This is a genomic window from Desulfovibrio sp. JC022, assembly GCF_010470665.1.
Classification (GTDB): Bacteria; Desulfobacterota; Desulfovibrionia; order Desulfovibrionales; family Desulfovibrionaceae; genus Maridesulfovibrio.
The window spans coordinates 21,470-38,295 of sequence record NZ_VOPZ01000010.1 but is presented as its reverse complement, the minus strand read 5'-3'; the positions used below and the strand labels follow the sequence as shown (position 1 = coordinate 38,295).

The 16,826-nt window shown below is 50.9% G+C and carries 14 protein-coding genes; all 14 read left to right on the top strand.

Features of this window, described 5'->3' with window-relative positions; genetic code table 11:
* Positions 1 to 5 precede the first annotated feature (5 nt).
* The 14 genes from FMS18_RS16375 (at position 6) to FMS18_RS16310 (ending at position 16,814) form a co-directional block, all read left to right on the top strand.
* Positions 6 to 1,049: a hypothetical protein gene (locus tag FMS18_RS16375; protein WP_163295757.1), complete on the top strand. Its 1,044-nt coding sequence runs from the start codon at positions 6 to 8 to the stop codon at positions 1,047 to 1,049.
* A gap of 10 nt (positions 1,050 to 1,059) precedes the next feature.
* On the top strand, positions 1,060 to 2,658 hold the full coding sequence (locus tag FMS18_RS16370) for a DUF3131 domain-containing protein (RefSeq protein WP_163295756.1): 1,599 nt from the start codon (positions 1,060 to 1,062) through the stop codon (positions 2,656 to 2,658).
* Complete coding sequence (locus tag FMS18_RS16365; RefSeq protein ID WP_163295755.1) at positions 2,655 to 4,067, top strand: DUF3131 domain-containing protein; 1,413 nt, start codon at positions 2,655 to 2,657, stop codon at positions 4,065 to 4,067. The genes FMS18_RS16370 and FMS18_RS16365 overlap by 4 nt, the downstream gene beginning before the upstream one ends.
* Before the next feature lie 106 nt (positions 4,068 to 4,173).
* On the top strand, positions 4,174 to 5,580 hold the full coding sequence (locus FMS18_RS16360; protein ID WP_163295754.1) for a DUF3131 domain-containing protein: 1,407 nt from the start codon (positions 4,174 to 4,176) through the stop codon (positions 5,578 to 5,580).
* On the top strand, positions 5,580 to 7,481 hold the full coding sequence (locus tag FMS18_RS16355; RefSeq protein ID WP_163295753.1) for a DUF3131 domain-containing protein: 1,902 nt from the start codon (positions 5,580 to 5,582) through the stop codon (positions 7,479 to 7,481). The genes FMS18_RS16360 and FMS18_RS16355 overlap by 1 nt, the downstream gene beginning before the upstream one ends.
* The gene (locus tag FMS18_RS16350) at positions 7,478 to 8,749 is read left to right on the top strand and encodes an ABC transporter substrate-binding protein (protein ID WP_163295752.1); all 1,272 of its coding nucleotides are present in this window, start codon (positions 7,478 to 7,480) and stop codon (positions 8,747 to 8,749) included. Before FMS18_RS16355 ends, FMS18_RS16350 begins: the two co-directional genes overlap by 4 nt.
* A gap of 109 nt (positions 8,750 to 8,858) precedes the next feature.
* The gene (locus FMS18_RS16345; RefSeq protein ID WP_163295751.1) at positions 8,859 to 11,474 is read left to right on the top strand and encodes a glycosyltransferase family 39 protein; all 2,616 of its coding nucleotides are present in this window, start codon (positions 8,859 to 8,861) and stop codon (positions 11,472 to 11,474) included.
* A 272-nt stretch (positions 11,475 to 11,746) separates the two neighbouring features.
* Positions 11,747 to 11,866, top strand: a complete 120-nt coding sequence (locus tag FMS18_RS21095; RefSeq protein ID WP_368854181.1) for a hypothetical protein — start codon at positions 11,747 to 11,749, stop codon at positions 11,864 to 11,866.
* A complete protein-coding gene (locus FMS18_RS16335; RefSeq protein WP_163295749.1) occupies positions 11,814 to 12,632 on the top strand; it encodes an SH3 domain-containing protein in 819 nt (272 codons plus the stop codon). The genes FMS18_RS21095 and FMS18_RS16335 overlap by 53 nt, the downstream gene beginning before the upstream one ends.
* Before the next feature lie 9 nt (positions 12,633 to 12,641).
* Positions 12,642 to 13,235, top strand: coding sequence for an efflux RND transporter periplasmic adaptor subunit (locus FMS18_RS16330; RefSeq protein WP_163295748.1), 594 nt, complete (start codon positions 12,642 to 12,644; stop codon positions 13,233 to 13,235).
* Positions 13,232 to 13,327 (top strand): efflux RND transporter periplasmic adaptor subunit, encoded by a 96-nt coding sequence (locus FMS18_RS20735; protein ID WP_163295747.1) that lies wholly within the window; start codon positions 13,232 to 13,234, stop codon positions 13,325 to 13,327. Before FMS18_RS16330 ends, FMS18_RS20735 begins: the two co-directional genes overlap by 4 nt.
* A 72-nt stretch (positions 13,328 to 13,399) precedes the next feature.
* Entirely contained in the window at positions 13,400 to 14,743 is a 1,344-nt protein-coding gene (locus FMS18_RS16320) for an HlyD family efflux transporter periplasmic adaptor subunit (protein WP_163295746.1), read from the top strand.
* 8 nt (positions 14,744 to 14,751) lie between these two features.
* Positions 14,752 to 15,936 (top strand): M50 family metallopeptidase, encoded by a 1,185-nt coding sequence (locus tag FMS18_RS16315; protein ID WP_163295745.1) that lies wholly within the window; start codon positions 14,752 to 14,754, stop codon positions 15,934 to 15,936.
* 206 nt (positions 15,937 to 16,142) lie between these two features.
* Entirely contained in the window at positions 16,143 to 16,814 is a 672-nt protein-coding gene (locus FMS18_RS16310) for an HlyD family efflux transporter periplasmic adaptor subunit (RefSeq protein ID WP_163295744.1), read from the top strand.
* Positions 16,815 to 16,826 lie beyond the last annotated feature (12 nt).

Genomic DNA, 16,826 nt, shown 5'->3' with positions numbered 1-16,826 from the left:
AAATGATGGTTGGTAAATTGTGTACGGGTTTGATTTTATTGGTGCTTTTTTTGAGTACCCCCTGCCACGCATCCGACCTTTATATGGAAAACATCCCTGAACCGGGATTGAAAAAGTTGCATGACCCGGACGAAAAAGGCTGGAGTTTCTGGGATATGCTGGAACGCTCTTTTAAAATTGATACGAAAAAATTCAACGGCAAAAGCTCGTTCGGCGAGGTGCTGGCACGGGAGATGTCCGTCAACGTTGGCTACACCACGGCGGTGACAAGTATCAAGCAGTCCAACAAGGACGGCAATTCTCCCAAAGAAATTGTCAAACAGTCTTTTACCCAGACCATCGGGTTCAACGGACTCTCGCCTTACTACGGAAGGCTGACTTTCTACCAGTATGCAGACCCCAATTACCAGCAGGGGTACGAGCCGGATTTCAGCTACAGCTTCGGAGTCGCCAACTATGCCCCGGACACCTTGTCCATTGAATATTCCAATTACGGCGGCAACAGGCTTTCGCCCAAATCCGGGGAGGATTTTACCGATCTCAATCAGGGAACCATCACCACCACCTACAGGTTCGAGGTTCCCGAAAAGGTAGTACGCTTACTGCACCCGGATGATGAGGCCCGAATTTTAGGCTGGACCTCCTACAACCTGACCCCGGAATATCAGGAAGGACGCTGGTGGAAACAATGGTTCGGGCTTGGTTTTTCAATACCAATCTGGGGAAATATCAGCGCATGGGCGCAGGGCAACCTCTACCCGGATTTGTCCCAGACAACAGCCGGGGACCCGGATTTCACCTACGGTTTCGGGTACTACGACTGGTCACCGGGAGGATTTATACTGGCCTATTCAAGCTATGCCCCAAATGGTTTTCCTTGGGGCAACAGTGCCAAGGACGGCGACTTAATGGATGGCTCGGTCTTCTTCGGCTATAATTTGGATTTACAGGCCATTTGGGAATTTTTCACCGGGCGGGACAACGGACGCAGAAGAGACAAACCGAGCAAAACAAGGCCCCCATGGGGACCAAGATACATGGAATGGTGATTTTTTGCTGATGAACAAAAGAAATTATACGCAGAGACCACCCTTAGGGATTGCAAAGGGGATTATCCCCTTTGCCCGCCGGAGGCGAAATGCGATCATCAAAAAAGCGCGTAGCGCATCAAAACTTATTTTTATGGTTTTGCTGCTGCTCATTTGCGGCTGTAAAAATTACATACACAGCAGCAAAGGCGAACCTTTTGCTTATCGCACTGCAACGGCTGAAATAAAGCCGCGACGCGTTGCATCTGCCAATTCTTTCTGGTCCAAAAATGAACCGGCACAACTGACGGAAAAACAGCAGGAAATGGCCAGCTACGCATGGGCCTACTTCACCCGCACGGTCTTCCCGGAAACCGGCCTGCCACAGGGAGCGGTGGGCAGTGACAGCCTGACTATGACCAACGTTGCCGGATATCTTGCCGCACTTACCTGTGCCAAGCGGATCGGCGTGCTGGAAGATATTGAATTTCACGAGCGAATGACCAAACTGGTCACTTGGCTTAACAAGATGCAACTCAACTCACTGGGAGTGCCGAACACTTTTTATAATGGGCGCACAGGACAATCGCAGAACGGTATCAACCAGCCCGGAGAAGACGGACATTCAGCCCTCGATATCGGACGACTGCTTACTTGGCTGCGCATTGTACGTAATGAATTCCCTACCCACGCTGCCGCCATTGACCGCACAGTCATGCGCTGGAATTTCCGTAAGCTCATTGATGCCGACGGACTGCTCTACGGTTCCTACTACCGTAACGGGCAACTTCATTCATATCGCGAAGGCCGCTTCGGGGAACTGCAATACGCAGCCAAGGGTTTTGCTCTCTGGGGTTTTAAAATTGATGGCTCAGTGCAGTCGGATAAGACCTCTTTAATTACCGTCAACAACATCCTGTTGCCTTTTGATAACCGCTACTCTCAGATTTCGCCCATCCCTCGTCCACAGGGAGAGCCGCGTCAGACCGGAGCAGTGACCACAACCGCGCCACTGCTGGACGGCATGGAATTCAACTGGCTGATTCCCGCTAAAGGTACTGACTATGAAACTTGGAAAATTGATCAAAAGGCGTTGCAATTGGCTCAGGCTCTCTACGCTGTCCAGAAATCGCGTTATAAGGTTGAAGGGATGCTAACAGCACGATCGGGCCACAATCTGGATCGTCCGCCATATTTTGTAATCGATTCGGTTTTCGCGCTGGGAGATCCCTTCTCCACCATGGATAAATCCGGTAATCCCCAGCCCAAGCAGGCCTGCATCTCAACCAGGGCCGCTTTTCAGCTCTGGGCCATGTTCGAAGGGCAATACACGGACCTGCTCATGGATGCAGTTGAACCGCTCTTTGATCAATACGGGGGTTGGTATGCCGGTTCTTATGAGAACGGCGGGGCCACCAACAAGGCCATTTCTTTAAACGACAATGCCGTAATTCTTGAATCGCTGGCTTTTATGCTTTCCGGGCCGCTATTCAAATCAAACCAGCAACCCGGATATTGGGAATTGACCCTTAAAGCAGAATCTTTCGAAGCACGAGGGCTGCCCCCGGAAAAATTTCAGCAGCAATTCCAGCCCATGCTGGACACCAGAAAAACGGAGCCGCAACCATGAGCATACGGGTAATTAAATATATATTTGCCCTGAGCATATTGATTGTGCTGCTCGGTTCCGCCGCTACATGCATGGCGGGAATCAAGCCTGCTACGCGTCAGATCCCGCGCCAAGGCCCGCTTACCGAGCGCGAAATTGAATGGGCCAAAACCGCATGGAGTTACTTTCAGAACAATGTAAATCCTGAGACCGGATTGGCCGGAGCGCAACCCAATTATTCCCCTTTCACCATGTGGGACCTTTCCGCGCACATGGCGGCTATCCTTTCAGCCAATGAACTGGGACTAATTGATGACAAAGAATTCGATTCGCGCATACGCAAAATCATCTCATGGCTGAATGTCATGGAGCTTTTCCGAGGAGACCTGCCCAATCAGTTTTACAGCGCGGACAACGGAGCCATGGTGGACTGGTCCAACCAGCCCGGCGCACTCGGCTGGTCCGCTCTTGATCTCGGCAGACTGCTCATATGGCTACGTATCATCAAAGAACGCCACCCCGAATACGCGGAGCAGATTGACCGCGCGGTAATGCGCTGGAACTGGACTAAACTCATGGACCGCAACGGAACTATGTTCGGGGCCAGTTATTACCAGCGCGATGAGAACAACCTCATTCACTACGCTGAAGGGAGGCTCGGTTACGAGGAATACGCCGCGCGCGGCTTCGGGCTCTGGGGAGCTGACACTACCGCCGCCTCCAAGATCCATCCTTATTCTACGGTCACCATTTACGGTGTGCCCATTCCCTTTGACGCCCGTGATCCTGAAAACGAACACGCCCCGAATTTTGTTGTTACTGAAAACTTCGTGCTCGACGGCATTGAGCACAATTGGGATCTGCCCGAGAACCACAATACCAACATTTATAAGCATACAGACCCCATGCAGGCCAAGTTTGCGTGGGCAGTCTACAAAGCACAGGAAGGACGGTTCTTAAATACCGGGATACTCACCGCCAAAACCGAGGATGCCGTGGATCAGGCCCCGTACTTTGTCTACGACACCATCCTCGGGCACGGCATTCCTTATGCGACCCTGAGCCACGAAGGTAAAGCCATGCCCGAGCTTGCCTGCTTGAACACCAAGGCGGCCCTCGGTCTCTGGGTGCTTTTCAAGTCTGATTACACCGATCTTTTAGCCGAGGTCGCCTCAACCATGTTCGAGCCGGGCAAAGGTTTTTATGTGGGCCGGTACGAAAAAACCGGAAAAATCAACCGGGCCATCACCATGAACGGAAACGGCGTCATCATGGAAATCCTGCTCTACAAGGCGCAGGGTAAATTGCTCAAGTACAGCAACAAAAAAAGTTATTGGAACAAGTTTTTTGAAAACAACTCGCTGCCTTCCAAGGCCCTGCCACCATGGAAGTATCAGCCGTATATTACTATACATAAGTATGATCCATAGGATGCCTCCGGCGGCCCTCCGGGGGCCAAAGAAACTTTTTGGAAAAAGTTTCTCTGGACTCTTCAAAAACTTTTATTAGGGCTTCGCCGTGTTGAATGGAGATTGGATGCTGAAACGAATAGCCGTCATATTAACTCTTATCCTGCTGCACCTGCTGGCAGGGTGCGGTGCTGTTTACGAGACAGTCAAATGCGGCTTCGATTTTGGCGATGACCGTGGAGATATTGTGCTTACAGACTGCCATCGTTTGTCGGATCGCGGACAATTGTTTGCGGAGGTGGCTTGGACATATTTTGAGAAAAATTACAATCCGCAGACCGGGCTGGTTAATGCCGCGGAGAATTATCCCTATACGTCCATTGGAGAAATTGCGGCTTATCTTTCCGCTCTAATCTCCGCTCATGAGATGGATCTTTTAGATGAAAGACGGTTCTGCCAGCGGGTGGGAAAACTGGTGGAATGGCTCAATGCCATGGAACTTTACGCCGGGGAACTGCCTAATCTTATTTACAATTCACATACCGGGCGCATGGTCGGGTTTGATATGAAACCGGGCAAGGCCGGATTTTCCTCCATGGATATCGGGCGGCTGCTGATCTGGCTGCGGGTGCTGAAAACAAAATATCCGCTCTTTGCCGAAGGCGTGGACCGCGCAGTGCTGCGCTGGAATTTCTGCATGGTCATCGACAAAGACGGTACGTTGCGTAGTGGTCGATTTGTGAACGGTAAGACCGAATTCATCCACGAAGGACGGCTGGGCTGGGAAGGTTACGCCGCACGCGGGTATGAAATGTGGGGCATTGATGTAAAATCATCTGTGCCTTCACCGCTTCGCTATATTGAAATTTATGGACGTAAGATTCCTTATGACCCTCGCGATTCCATTACTACCGGAGTTCCGGTCTATCTCACTTCGACGCCGTTTCTGCTTGAAGGAATGGAGTTCGGATATTCGGATGTGGGCGTGCCGGAAGAACATCATAGCGGAGACGACGCCCTTGAACGCTGCACAATCGCGCGGGGTATCTATGAGATTCAGGAAGAGCGTTACCGTCGTGAGGGCATTATGACTGCCCGCAGCGAAAACGGGGTCGATAAACCTCCTTATGCAGTCATCGGTACTATTACCGCCGAGGGTAAACTCTGGCCGACCATCTCCCGTGGTGGTGAGATGCATTATGATCTGGCAATGTTTTCCACACGGGCAATTTTCGGCATGTGGTCCATCTGGGATACGGATTACACAAAATTCATTATGGCTGCCGCAGCCTGCTGTTTTTTTGAAGAAGGCCGAGGCTGGTTTGAAGGGCGCTATGAAAAAAACTGGCGGATCAACAAAGTCATGGTGCTGGAAACAAACGCGGTGGTCCTTGAGGCCCTGTTGCACCGTCTGGACGGGGCTTTGGTGCGGGTCGCCAAGGAACCGAGTTATATAGATTTTTACCTGCGCAAAGAATTACCCATGAGCGACTATCCCCGCTGCCTGCCGGGCAGGGAAAGGGAGGACATGTGATGTTTAAACCTTTGCGCATAATTATATTTATGCTGCTCATACTGGTGGCATCTACTGTCCATACAGCTTATGCCGCCTTTGACGGATTGGGACAGCTGGTCTCAAGCCCGACTTTTGCTGAAGCTGTGGTGCTTTATAAAAATGGCAAATATGATCCGTCAGCCTTGCTGCTGGATGATCTGGCCCGCAACCTGCGCGGTATTTCCCCGGAAGTAAGCGGTCTGGTTTTTGTTATGGCTTCGCGTGCGGCTGAGAATGCCGGAAATGCACGGGCCTATGAGTCATGGGGCATGGCTACCGCCCGTTTTGCCCGAGCAGGCATGAGCTGGCAGCAGGTGCGCTCCACCCTCGATCAGCAGCTAGAAATTGCAAGGCTGGGGGCTTCCGGTCCTGCGGCAGTTGGCGCGGGACAATCGCCGGGATTTGCCGGACCAGCAGTGAACCTGCCCCCGGAAGCAGGGAGACTCTCTACCGCATGGAAACTTTTCGGACTTAAACATTACAAGCGTCCCGCTCCGGGGTTGCGCCGCGAAATGACCGCCGACCAGATCTGGAATGAAATGGGTGGCGGTGCAGAAGCTCCGGTTACGGTCATCCCTTATTCCGAAGGCGTCTGGGGGCAGCCGCAATCTTCCGGCAAACTCAATGAGCAGAATATTGCTCAAAGTCCGGTGGCACGCCCCATTCCGAGTCAAAATCCCTCTGCTCCTTCTCATGTAAATGATGTTCCCCATGACCACAGCAGCGCGGCAGCAGCGGCTTCCTACGCGGCTTCGACACAAAAGAAAAAGCCCGCTGTAAGCGAGCAATATATGCAGGCCGCGCGTATTGCGTGGAAGTATTTTCAGCGCAATTACCAGCCCGCCACCGGATTATATAACGGTCTTGATCTGTACCCGGTGACCACGGTCTGGGAGATCGGCACATCCCTTGCGGCCCTCAACGCGGCCCACCGTCTTGAAATCATCACTGATGCTGAGTTTCGGCAACGGGCCGGACTGATGCTTCAAACCCTATCCTCTATGGATCTCTACAACAACGAACTGCCCAATAAACTATACTTCGCGGATTCGGCACGTATGGTCGGGGAAGACCAGAAGCCTACATCGCGCGGAATCGGCTGGAATGGTCCGGACATCGCCCGCTTACTGCTCTGGATAAAAAAGACAGCTGAGTTGCATCCCGAATTCAAATCTGTTTGTGACAAGATTTTCCAACGCTTACGCACGGAAAGATTGGTTAATGACGGAATAATTAACAGCTTGTCTGTTTATTTAAACAAAGAACAACTTCAGCCTGAAACAGGATTCGGGCTGCCATCATACGCTGCTGAGGCTTTAAAACTCTGGAATCTGAATGCGTGGAAAGTGCGCGATTACCGCCCGCAACTCGGTTTCAAGAAAATATACGGGATCAAGGTTCCGTTTAATAAATCCGGTCCGGCCATATCATCCACCCCGTTTACGCTCATACTTATGGAACTGGGCAGGACTGATACCGAGCAGGACCGCATGATCCGCTCCATCTACGAAGTCCAAGCAGCACGAAACAAGAAAAACGGAAAACTTACCGCTGCTGATGCAGGGCGCATCGATCGCAGTCCGTGGGTGGCCCAAAGCGTAGTAATCACTTCCGGCGGAAAAAACGAATGGCAATGCATCAGTCCATATGCTGACAAATCACTACCGCTGTTCTGGGCTTCCACAGCAACAGGATTCTGCTGGGACGCGCTGTTTAATACAGCCTACACCCGTAAACTAGTACAGGAACTTTCAACCCTGCACGCTCCTGAAAAAGGTTTTATGGCAGGGAAGTACGATAACGGAAAAATCAATAAAGCCGTAACCCTTGAAACAAACGGCTTGATACTTGAAGCCGCCATGTACAGGAGGAATCAATGAAATTTCACCAGCTACAGGTTCTAGCGTTTATTCTCATACTGCTCACAAGCTGCGCAAAATCTCCCACCCCGGATAATCCGGCTCTGCTTACCGTTTACGGGGATGTGAACCGAGTCTTTGAAAAAAACAGCACAGAAATCGGCTCCATCAATGATTTCATAGAAATCCACCCGGAAATAAAGGTTGAGGTCATCCCGGAATACAGTGAGTGGACCATCCGCGAAGAAACTCTGCGCATGCTGCGTGATCCAAAAGCAAAGCAGCCGGATATTATCGAAATGCCCGGAAGTTGGGCAGCCTCTTTCGCGCAGGAAGGTCTGCTTTTGCCCATTGGTAAATGGTACGACAACCTGCCGCGCCGCGAAAAAATGGATTTCCTGCAACCGGCAGTTGTTGGCTATAAATATGGAAAAGAATTGTACGGTCTACCCTCATTAATCGGAGTACAATACCTCTACGGACGCAAAGATCTGCTCCCGGAATCAGGCCTGCCACAAACCCTTGAAGAGCTGGTATCCGCCACTCGCTACATAAAAAAGAAACATAACATCCAAGGTCTAATTTTCCCTTCCAAGGGTCTGAATCTCTACAAATTTTACTACACTCTGCTCCAGATAGTACTGGACGGACAAGAAGAGGAAGACCGCCTTACCGCACATATTGCCGTCTACAAAACCTTCAAAATTCTGGTGCAGGAAAACCAGCCCGACTATGAAAAGTTTGATCACGTTATTTCTGAAGGCGAATTCCGCTCCGGGCGTGCGGGTATGTCCATCAACGGCAATTACGTCTGGTACTTGCTTAGTCTTTCCAAAGAAGTAGGATTCCCGGTCAGGCCGGAGCATGTAGCTGTCGGTTTCCTGCCCATGCTCAAGCCGGAAGCACACCGGGTCAACCATATCTGGACCCGTGGATATGCCATAAACAAACGCACCAAGCACCCGCAACAGGCCCTTGAATTACTCCATCATCTGACATCAGAACGTGCGGATTTTATGCGCCTCAAAAATAAATACATCCTGCCCGCACGTAAATCCGCTGAGCAATACGGTGAAAAACTGCCCGGCATGGCCCCGGAACCAGCACGCGCACTTTACGCCCGGAGCAAAGGAGCCCCCGGAGCACTGGAGCTGAATGAATCCCCGGATAACTGGTATGATACTGCCAGCAAAATGCTCGATCTATTAAAAGAAGCACTGAAGACCGATATGGAAACACTGAATTTTGTGCGTAGGATGTTGGAGATAGAAAAAGGAATAATGTACTAGCACGAATAATCATATAAAGCGGCGAAGCCTTATTAAAAGTTTTTGGGATTCTTAAACCCTTTTTTTAAAGATGGTTTAAGGCCCCCGGCAGGGCCGCCGGAGGCTTACAATGATAAAAAAAGATTACTCATTATGGGCAATTCTGCTGCTGGCTACGGTCCTGCGTATTTACGGCATTGCAGACGAAAGTTTGTGGATCGATGAAGGACAGACCGTTGCCTATGCCACCAAAAGCTTTGCTGAGATCATCAAATACTGCGCCCGCGATGTTCACCCGCCTTTGTATCTTTTCATCATGCATATCTGGACCGAGATTTTCGGTATCTCAGAAACAGCCCTGCGCATGATCTCAGCCATTTTCGGTGTGCTGGCGGTCTACCTGACCTATAAGGTCGGCAGAAGATTGATGAACCGCAACGGGGCACTGCTGGGCGCGTTGTTTCTGGCAGTATCCTACATGGGCATCAATTTTTCGCAGGAAGCGCGCAGCTACACCATGCTGCTCTGCGCTATCCTCATGGCCTGCCATGGATTGCTAAAATTCATTGAAAAACAGAACAGATTCAATTTCGCATACTACGCCGTAGCAGTCTCCCTCATGCTCTACACCCATACCTTCACCGTGTTTATCATCCTCTTCCACCAGATTTATTATGTTGTGGATTGGGCAGGCAGACCCGGAGGGCGGTTCAAGCGATTCGTAAATTGGGTGGGCGTGAATGTCGGCGCGCTGGTCCTGTTCGGACCATGGATGTACTTTCTGCTCCGGCAGGTCCTGGCCAAACTGGGCGGAGAAGGTCCCGGTTCTTGGGTCATGGTCCCGGACCACATTACCGCGTGGCGGACCTTCATCCAGCTTGCAGGCGGAGTGCTGCCCCTAGCGGTTGCAGGGCTTGTTTTGCTCGGGTTTGCAGCAATTAAATTGATCCCGCCTCTGCGTGCAAGGTTCAGTGTACCGCTCGAAATACCGGCAGAAACACGAAGCGTACTTTTTTTGACCCTTTGGTTCCTAGGCGCAGTATTTACGCCTTTTGCTGTTTCGCTCGTTCTTTCACCCATCTATGTAGAACGTTACGCCATCCAGTTTCTGCCCGGATTCTGTCTGTTTCTAGGGTTGATTATATCCGGGTTCGCGCCTGTTTTCCTGCGCTCGGCAGTTGTGGGTATGTTTCTAGCTGCCACAGCTCACGGGCTTTGGCTCTATTATACTACTTACGACAAAGAACAATGGCGCGAAGTTACGCAATTCATAGCAGAAAATATAAAGCCCGGCGAAGCTGTGGTGCTCAGTGCCCCGTGGATTTACGAGCCTTTCACCTATTATTTTGCTGATGACGGCGAGCCGAAAATTATTCAAGCCTTCAGCCATGTGGACCTGCGTGGCGAGACCGACAAATTCGACACTGTCTGGCTGGTGCAGGCCCATGAATTCTTTTCTGATCCCGGCGGAGAAGTCCCGGCCCTGCTTTCAGAAAACAGGCTCATCAAGCAGCACAAAGACTTCAAGGAAGGGGTGAAAACAAATCCTATTCTGGTACATTTTCAGTCCATCCGCGCCACAAAATACGATGCCGGACGCATGCAGAATTATCTGCGCAAAGGCGATGAAGGCAGAACTGCGGGAGCCAGCAAAACCGATCTGGTTGCCGGCTTAGCGGATAGCCTGATTATTGAAAAAAAGAATATCAAACAAACGGGGGTACATTCTTTCAAAACCAAAGCGGATTCAAAACTTCGATATAGGTTTGCGCAGAAAACAAAAGCCGGAGAAGGTGCGTTGTCATTTCGAATTCTACCGGAATGGAAAGACGGAAAAATCAAACGCATGCTGCTCATGGCTAAAGGACCCAAATGGGACAAGGGCTCCGTGTTCTTGGAGCTGACTCCCGATGACAGGTTACAGGCTATTTTCTTCAGAGACGGTTACAGCGGTATGATTCAGGGACCGCCCATTAAACTGTCTGCTCAGTGGCATACAATAAGTATTGTCTGGGAACGCAAGAAAGCCATGATTTACCTTGATGGAAAACAGTATGCCATTTCCGGCTTATCTTCACCATTTCAACCGGACTTTAAAACCTTGCACCTAGGAGCGGACCACCAGAATAAATTCCCGGCTCCGGCTCAGTATGACGACCTGATGATTTTTCAGGCCCCTCTTAACGAAACGCAATCTGCTGAACTGCACGAAAAAGGGCAAGGATTCCCGGCCTATTGGTATGATCTTGATCTGACAGGACGAAGAACTCCCGGCACAGAAGGAAAAGGTTTCGTATCCGGTCACGAGCAATTCTTTACTGCCGTGACTCCAAAAAATGAATCATCCGGTCCTGTCTCCGGTGAAATATCCTTCACTTTCAGCCCTGACTGGCCTGCCGGAGATGGAAAGCAACGGGCATTGCTGGCTTTTAACGGGCATGACTGGAACCGGGGTTCCATGTATCTTGAAAAGACCCCGCAAGACTTCCTGCAACTTATCCGCTGGGAAAAAGGAAAGCCTTCCTGCGTTGTAGGACAGGAAATCAAAGATTGGAAAAAGGGAGAAAATCACGAAATAAATGTTTCATGGAATGCCGGAGGGATAAAATTAACCATTGACGGTAAGGACTACAGTGGCAAATGCACCCCGGCTGCCCGCACCACATTTAAATCATTAAGTATCGGCAACGATCTAAACGGTGGGCTTCCGGCTGAGGGGATGTATTCTGGGGTTGATGTGAACTGAAATAGCGGCAGTCCATATGAATCAAGGGATGACATTCGTTTCCGGCGGTAAGCGCAATATTTCGCCAGACAATTCGTAACCGACAGGCCGGGCGTTCAATTCGCCTCGTTGGCTCCATAAAAAGTAAAGCCCCGCAGTGTGTTAATGCTGTGTGTTTTTTTGTCTCTTTATACTTGCCTATATTAACAATAGTGCATAAATATTAATAGTCCTCTGGTTTGTACGGTTTTTGGGGGCATAAAAACTTGATCGCGGCCCTTGAGCCGCGGGTTATGTATGATGGTGCCGCAGTGGCAACAGCTGCTGACGTTGCTGCCGAATCGTCAACTGCGGCTGGCCATGTCCGCCACCGTGCTTATGCAGGTCAGCCTTGCCAAGGTCAGCAACATTGAGGCCAGACGGCTGCACAATTTTTCCAGAGACTACCTTGATGTCCAGGCACGGATTTTAACACAGGTCCGGGCCGAGGCCGAAGCCAAAGACGGCAGACAGGCCCTAATCCGCGAGGAACTGAACATGTTGCTGGCCGAGGTCCGCAATGACTCTGCTTATGCGGAACTTCAGGACAGTTTCGGACGTTTGCTTGTTTCCATCGGTATTGATCCGGTCCCGGCAAAAGTGGACTCTCTTAAAACCGAAGATCTGGCCCGTTCCATCAAAAAGAATATCGAAGAATGGCAGAATCGTGATCTGGATAAATATCTCGGCCTGAATGTGGATGATGAAATAGCTACTCCCCCGATGTTGAACGGTGATGCGAAAGTAAAGGAAGCTGAGGCAGTCAGGGAAGTCTCCGAGGTTGTAGAGGTTCCGGTTGTGAAGGATTCAGCACGGAAACCTTTGGATGAGGTGGCTGAGGCGTTGAACCGGGAAGAGGTCGCGCCTGCGGAAGTGCCGTTTGTACAGCCCGGACCGGACGGTAATGCGGGAGTGGCTCCGGTGCCTGATTATTCTGTAGGCATTGTCGTGGTCCGTGGTCTGAATGCCCGCAAAGGACCTGCTTCTAATGCCCCTCTTGCGGGAATTTATCTTGATAAGGGAGCTGAACTCCGGGTGCTTGAAAAAGAGGGAGAGTGGCTTAAGGTTGTGTGCCGGGGCGTGGAATTCTGGGTAGCCGAAAAATTTGTGCAGGTTACAAGTCCTGCGGGTTCCCGTTAAGGTGGCCCGATGAGTAAATATGCATTGGTTCTATTTCAGTTGTTTTTAATGCTGCTGCCGTCTTTTTGTCTTGCGCAGGATTCATCAAGTTCAATCGGTCAGGAATGGGAAGCAAGGGGATTGATCAAGGCCGTTAACCGGGTGGTCCTTTCCAGTGAGATTTCCGGGCGGGTGGCGGCTGTTCCGTTCCGGGCAGGCGAATCTTTTAAAAGGGGCAAAGTTCTGCTGGCCTTTGACTGTTCCATGCTCAAGGCGGAACTGAGCAAAACCAGAGCCTCCCTGAAAGGGGTCAAAGCCAAGGTGGACAATGACCGCAGGCTGATGAAACTTAATTCCATCGGTTCGGTTGAACTGGCTCTTGATGAGGCAGAGCTGGCTCAAAAGCAGGCTGAATTGCGCATTGCCCAGCTGGCGGTAGGACGTTGCATAGTCCGGGATCCGTTCAACGGACGGGTTGTTCGGGTTGATGTCCGGGCGCACCAGTCCGTCAAGGCCCAGCAGGAACTTATTGAAATCGTCAATCCTGCCGATCTTGAAGCAGAAGTGATTATCCCTTCCAATTGGCTCAAATGGGTCAAGCGCGGTCATCCGTCAATTTCGTGATTGATGAGACCGGGAAGACTTTTTCCGGAGTTGTTGAAGCCGTGGGTGCGGCTGTTGACCCGGTCAGCAAAACCCTGCCCGTGCGGGTGTAGTTGAAGGGACTTGACGGTTTTCTTGTTCCCGGCATGGGGGGATCAGTATATTTTAAAGGCCCGGAGTAAGCTGTGGGCGAAACAGGCCGTACGTCCCCGGACAGGTTCTCAATTCTGATCCAGCTTGAAAGGTCAGTAAGGAACGCCGAAAGCCGTGAAGGCTTAAGCTTTGTCATGGTTAACGAACCCCGGAATCTGGTTCCTTATTCCATGGGTTGCCTGATGGTTGCTGATGGCGGTCAATTGCGGATGGAAGCTCTCTCCGACCAGCCTTTTGTGGATCGCAATGTCCCGGCTGTGCAATGGTTTGAACGGGTCGGCAAAAGAATCTGGAACAGCGATAAAGGACGAATTCCCCACCTTGTTGAACGCACGGAAATGGACGAACGTGATGCCCGTGAATGGGGGGAGTATTGTCCGGCACATATTTACTGGCTGCCCCTTTCCGCCCAGCGTGGAGACATGGGAGCACTTCTGTTTGCTTCGGATGAATCTTTCAGTGAGAATAATCAGGTCCTGTTCAATCATTTCGGGGAAACCTGCGCTCATGCCCTCCAATTGTACAAGCCGCGTATAACATTTCGAAAAGCCTTGACCTCATTGCCGCGCAGGCCGGTTTTTATTCTTTCGATTATTGCTTTTATTCTTTTGTTTGTTCTTCAGGTGCGGCTTTCGGCACTGGCCCCGGTAGAAGTGGTTCCGGCTGACCCTTTTGTGGTTGCAGCTCCCATTAATGGCGTTGTCAAAGAGATTGTTGTCCGTTCCAGCCAGAGTGTGGGAAAAGACGAACTGCTGGTCCTGCTTGATGATACCGAGCCGCGGAACAGGTTTGAAGTAGCCCGAAAAGCTCTCAAAGTGGCTGAAGAGGAGTATTCAAGTTCAAGACGAGGGGCATTCGTCAATGCCCGTAGTCTGGAACTTTTGGCCGAACAGAAAGCCCTTGTGGAGCAGCGGAAGGCAGAAGCTGAGTATGCTGAAGATATTCTGGCCCGGACCCGTCTTACCGCCGATATCCCCGGTGTTGCGGTCACCCCGCCCCCGGACCGTTGGGAGGGGCGTCCGGTGGCAGTAGGTGAGGCAATCATGAGTATTGCCGATCCGGGCAGGGTGGAGGTCAGGATCATGCTTCCGGTCAAGGATGCTGTTCTGCTTGAGCCGGGGAATGAAGTTCTGGTTTTTCTGGACAGTGATCCGCTCAACCCCCTTAAAGGGCGGGTCAAGTATTCGGATTATATGCCGGAAAGCACTCCCGCAGGAGATTATGCCCATATCGTGACCGCTGTTTTCGATGAAACACAGGATGTGCCCCGTATCGGGTTGCAGGGAACAGCCAAGGTCTACGGCGAACATGTCTCCATCGCCTATTATCTGTTCAGGCGTCCGCTTATCGCTTTGCGACAGGCCACAGGGCTGTAGTGGAAGGCATGGAGCAGTCTGCAAACGCTTGTCCGCTTATGGTTCTCCCGGCCATCAGGCAGAACTTGAGGCTCATCGAAGGCGGTGCCGGAGAAGACGGCTTCCCCCAATGGACCCTGCATGATCCGCAACGCAATGTGTTTTTCCGTATGGGCAGGCAGGTTTTTACTCTCCTCAGTCATTGGCAGGCTGGGGTGAGTCTTGATGGTTTTATTGAAAAGTTATCCGGCTTCGGTATCAGGTCCGGACGGGGAGATGTTCTCGAACTGATGGATTTCCTGATCCGCAACAAACTCGTGGTTATTTCGTCTTCGCAACAGGTTGAAGGGCTTTGCCGTGAGGTGGAGCAGGGCAAGGTTTCGCCGCTTAAATGGCTGCTCAAGAATTATCTTTATTTCCGGGTCCCCATTTTTCAGCCGGATCGTTTTCTCTCCAAGATATTGCCTTTGGTTGCTCCTCTTTATTCCCGGCTGGTCTGGCCGATTCTGTTATTTCTCGGAATGCTGGGACTCTATCTGACCACCCGGCAGTGGGAAGTATTTCAAGCTACATTTCAGGATTTTTTTAATCTGCGCGGGGTGGCCATTTTCGGGTTGACCCTGATGCTGGTCAAGACCGCCCATGAATTGGGGCACGCTTATACAGCCAAGCGCATGGGCTGCAAAATTCCGGTTATGGGCGTGGCTTTTCTGGTCATGTACCCCATGCTTTATACCGATACAACGGATTCATGGCGGCTGAGGTCGCACCGTCAGCGGCTGCTCATATCCCTTGCCGGGGTCAAGGTGGAATTGGCTCTGGCTATGATCGCCACTTTTTTGTGGAGTTTTCTTGATGACGGCTTCTTGCGCAGTGGTGCTTTTTTTGTGGCCACAGTAAGTTGGGTGGGCAGTCTGCTGATAAATATGAGCCCGTTTATGCGTTTCGACGGCTACTACGTACTTTCCGACTGGCTGGGGGCAGAAAACCTTCAATCCCGCTCCTTCGCCCTTGCCCGCTGGCGTCTGCGTCGGTTTTTGTTTGGGATTGATGATCCCAAACCTGAAATGTTGTCCCCGCGCCGTGAAGCTGTTTTCATTGCTTATGCATGGGGTACATGGCTGTACCGCTTTTTTCTTTTTTTTGGGATTGCTTTTCTGGTCTACCATGCTTTTTTTAAGGTGCTGGGGATTATCCTCTTTGCGGTGGAGTAAAATTTTCAGGTTTACGACTGCTCTTACCAGCATTCTTTTTGCTGGGAGCAATACTTATATTTGTTCCATGGCAGACGACTTTGAACCTTCCCGCCGTACTGAAAACGGATAAGTTTCAGCGTATTTATCCCAAAAGCACAGGTCTTGTTTCAGAAGTGCTGGTCTAGCCGGGAGAGTCTGTTCAGTCAGGGCAGACTTTGCTGCGTATGAGATCCCCTGAACTTGAGACACGTAAGCGTGTCCTTAATGCCCGCTGTCATTTGTTACAAAAATTGATCAAGCGCAGTGCAGGGTCTGTTAGGGAGCTGGAATCAATTAATGTGCTTCAACAACAGCTTTCCGAAGTGGATTCTCAGTTGTTTGGAATCAATAAGCAGTTGGAGCAGCTGGTAATTAAAGCTCCTTTCAGTGGAAAGTATTCTGTTTCTGAGCCTCTCCGTACGGGACAATGGATTTCTATTAAAACGAAGCTAGGTGCCGTTTCAACAGAGGAGGGCACCCGGTTTGAGGCATATGTAGAGGAAAGAGAATTGGGCAGGATTCGATTAGGTGCCCGAGGAACTTTTCTGGCTGATACAGGGAGTTGGAAATGGATTCCTGTGCATGTCACCTCAATTGACCCTGTCCCGGTTGACACGCTTGATGACCGGATGCTTGCTACAATCCATGGCGGAGCAATCTCGGCCCGTCCGGGAGAGCTAGGGAAACTTGTTCCGGAATCAGCAACTTATAGGATTGAGTTGCAGTCGGATGCTCAGATAATTTCACCTGTCTGGGTGAGCGGGGGAGCTTTGCGTCTTGAGGGTGAAAAAGCAAGTTTTGCAGGACGATTTTTCCGTTATGTGGCTGCGGTGTTGATCAGGGAAACCGGGTTTTAAGATAAGAGAGGA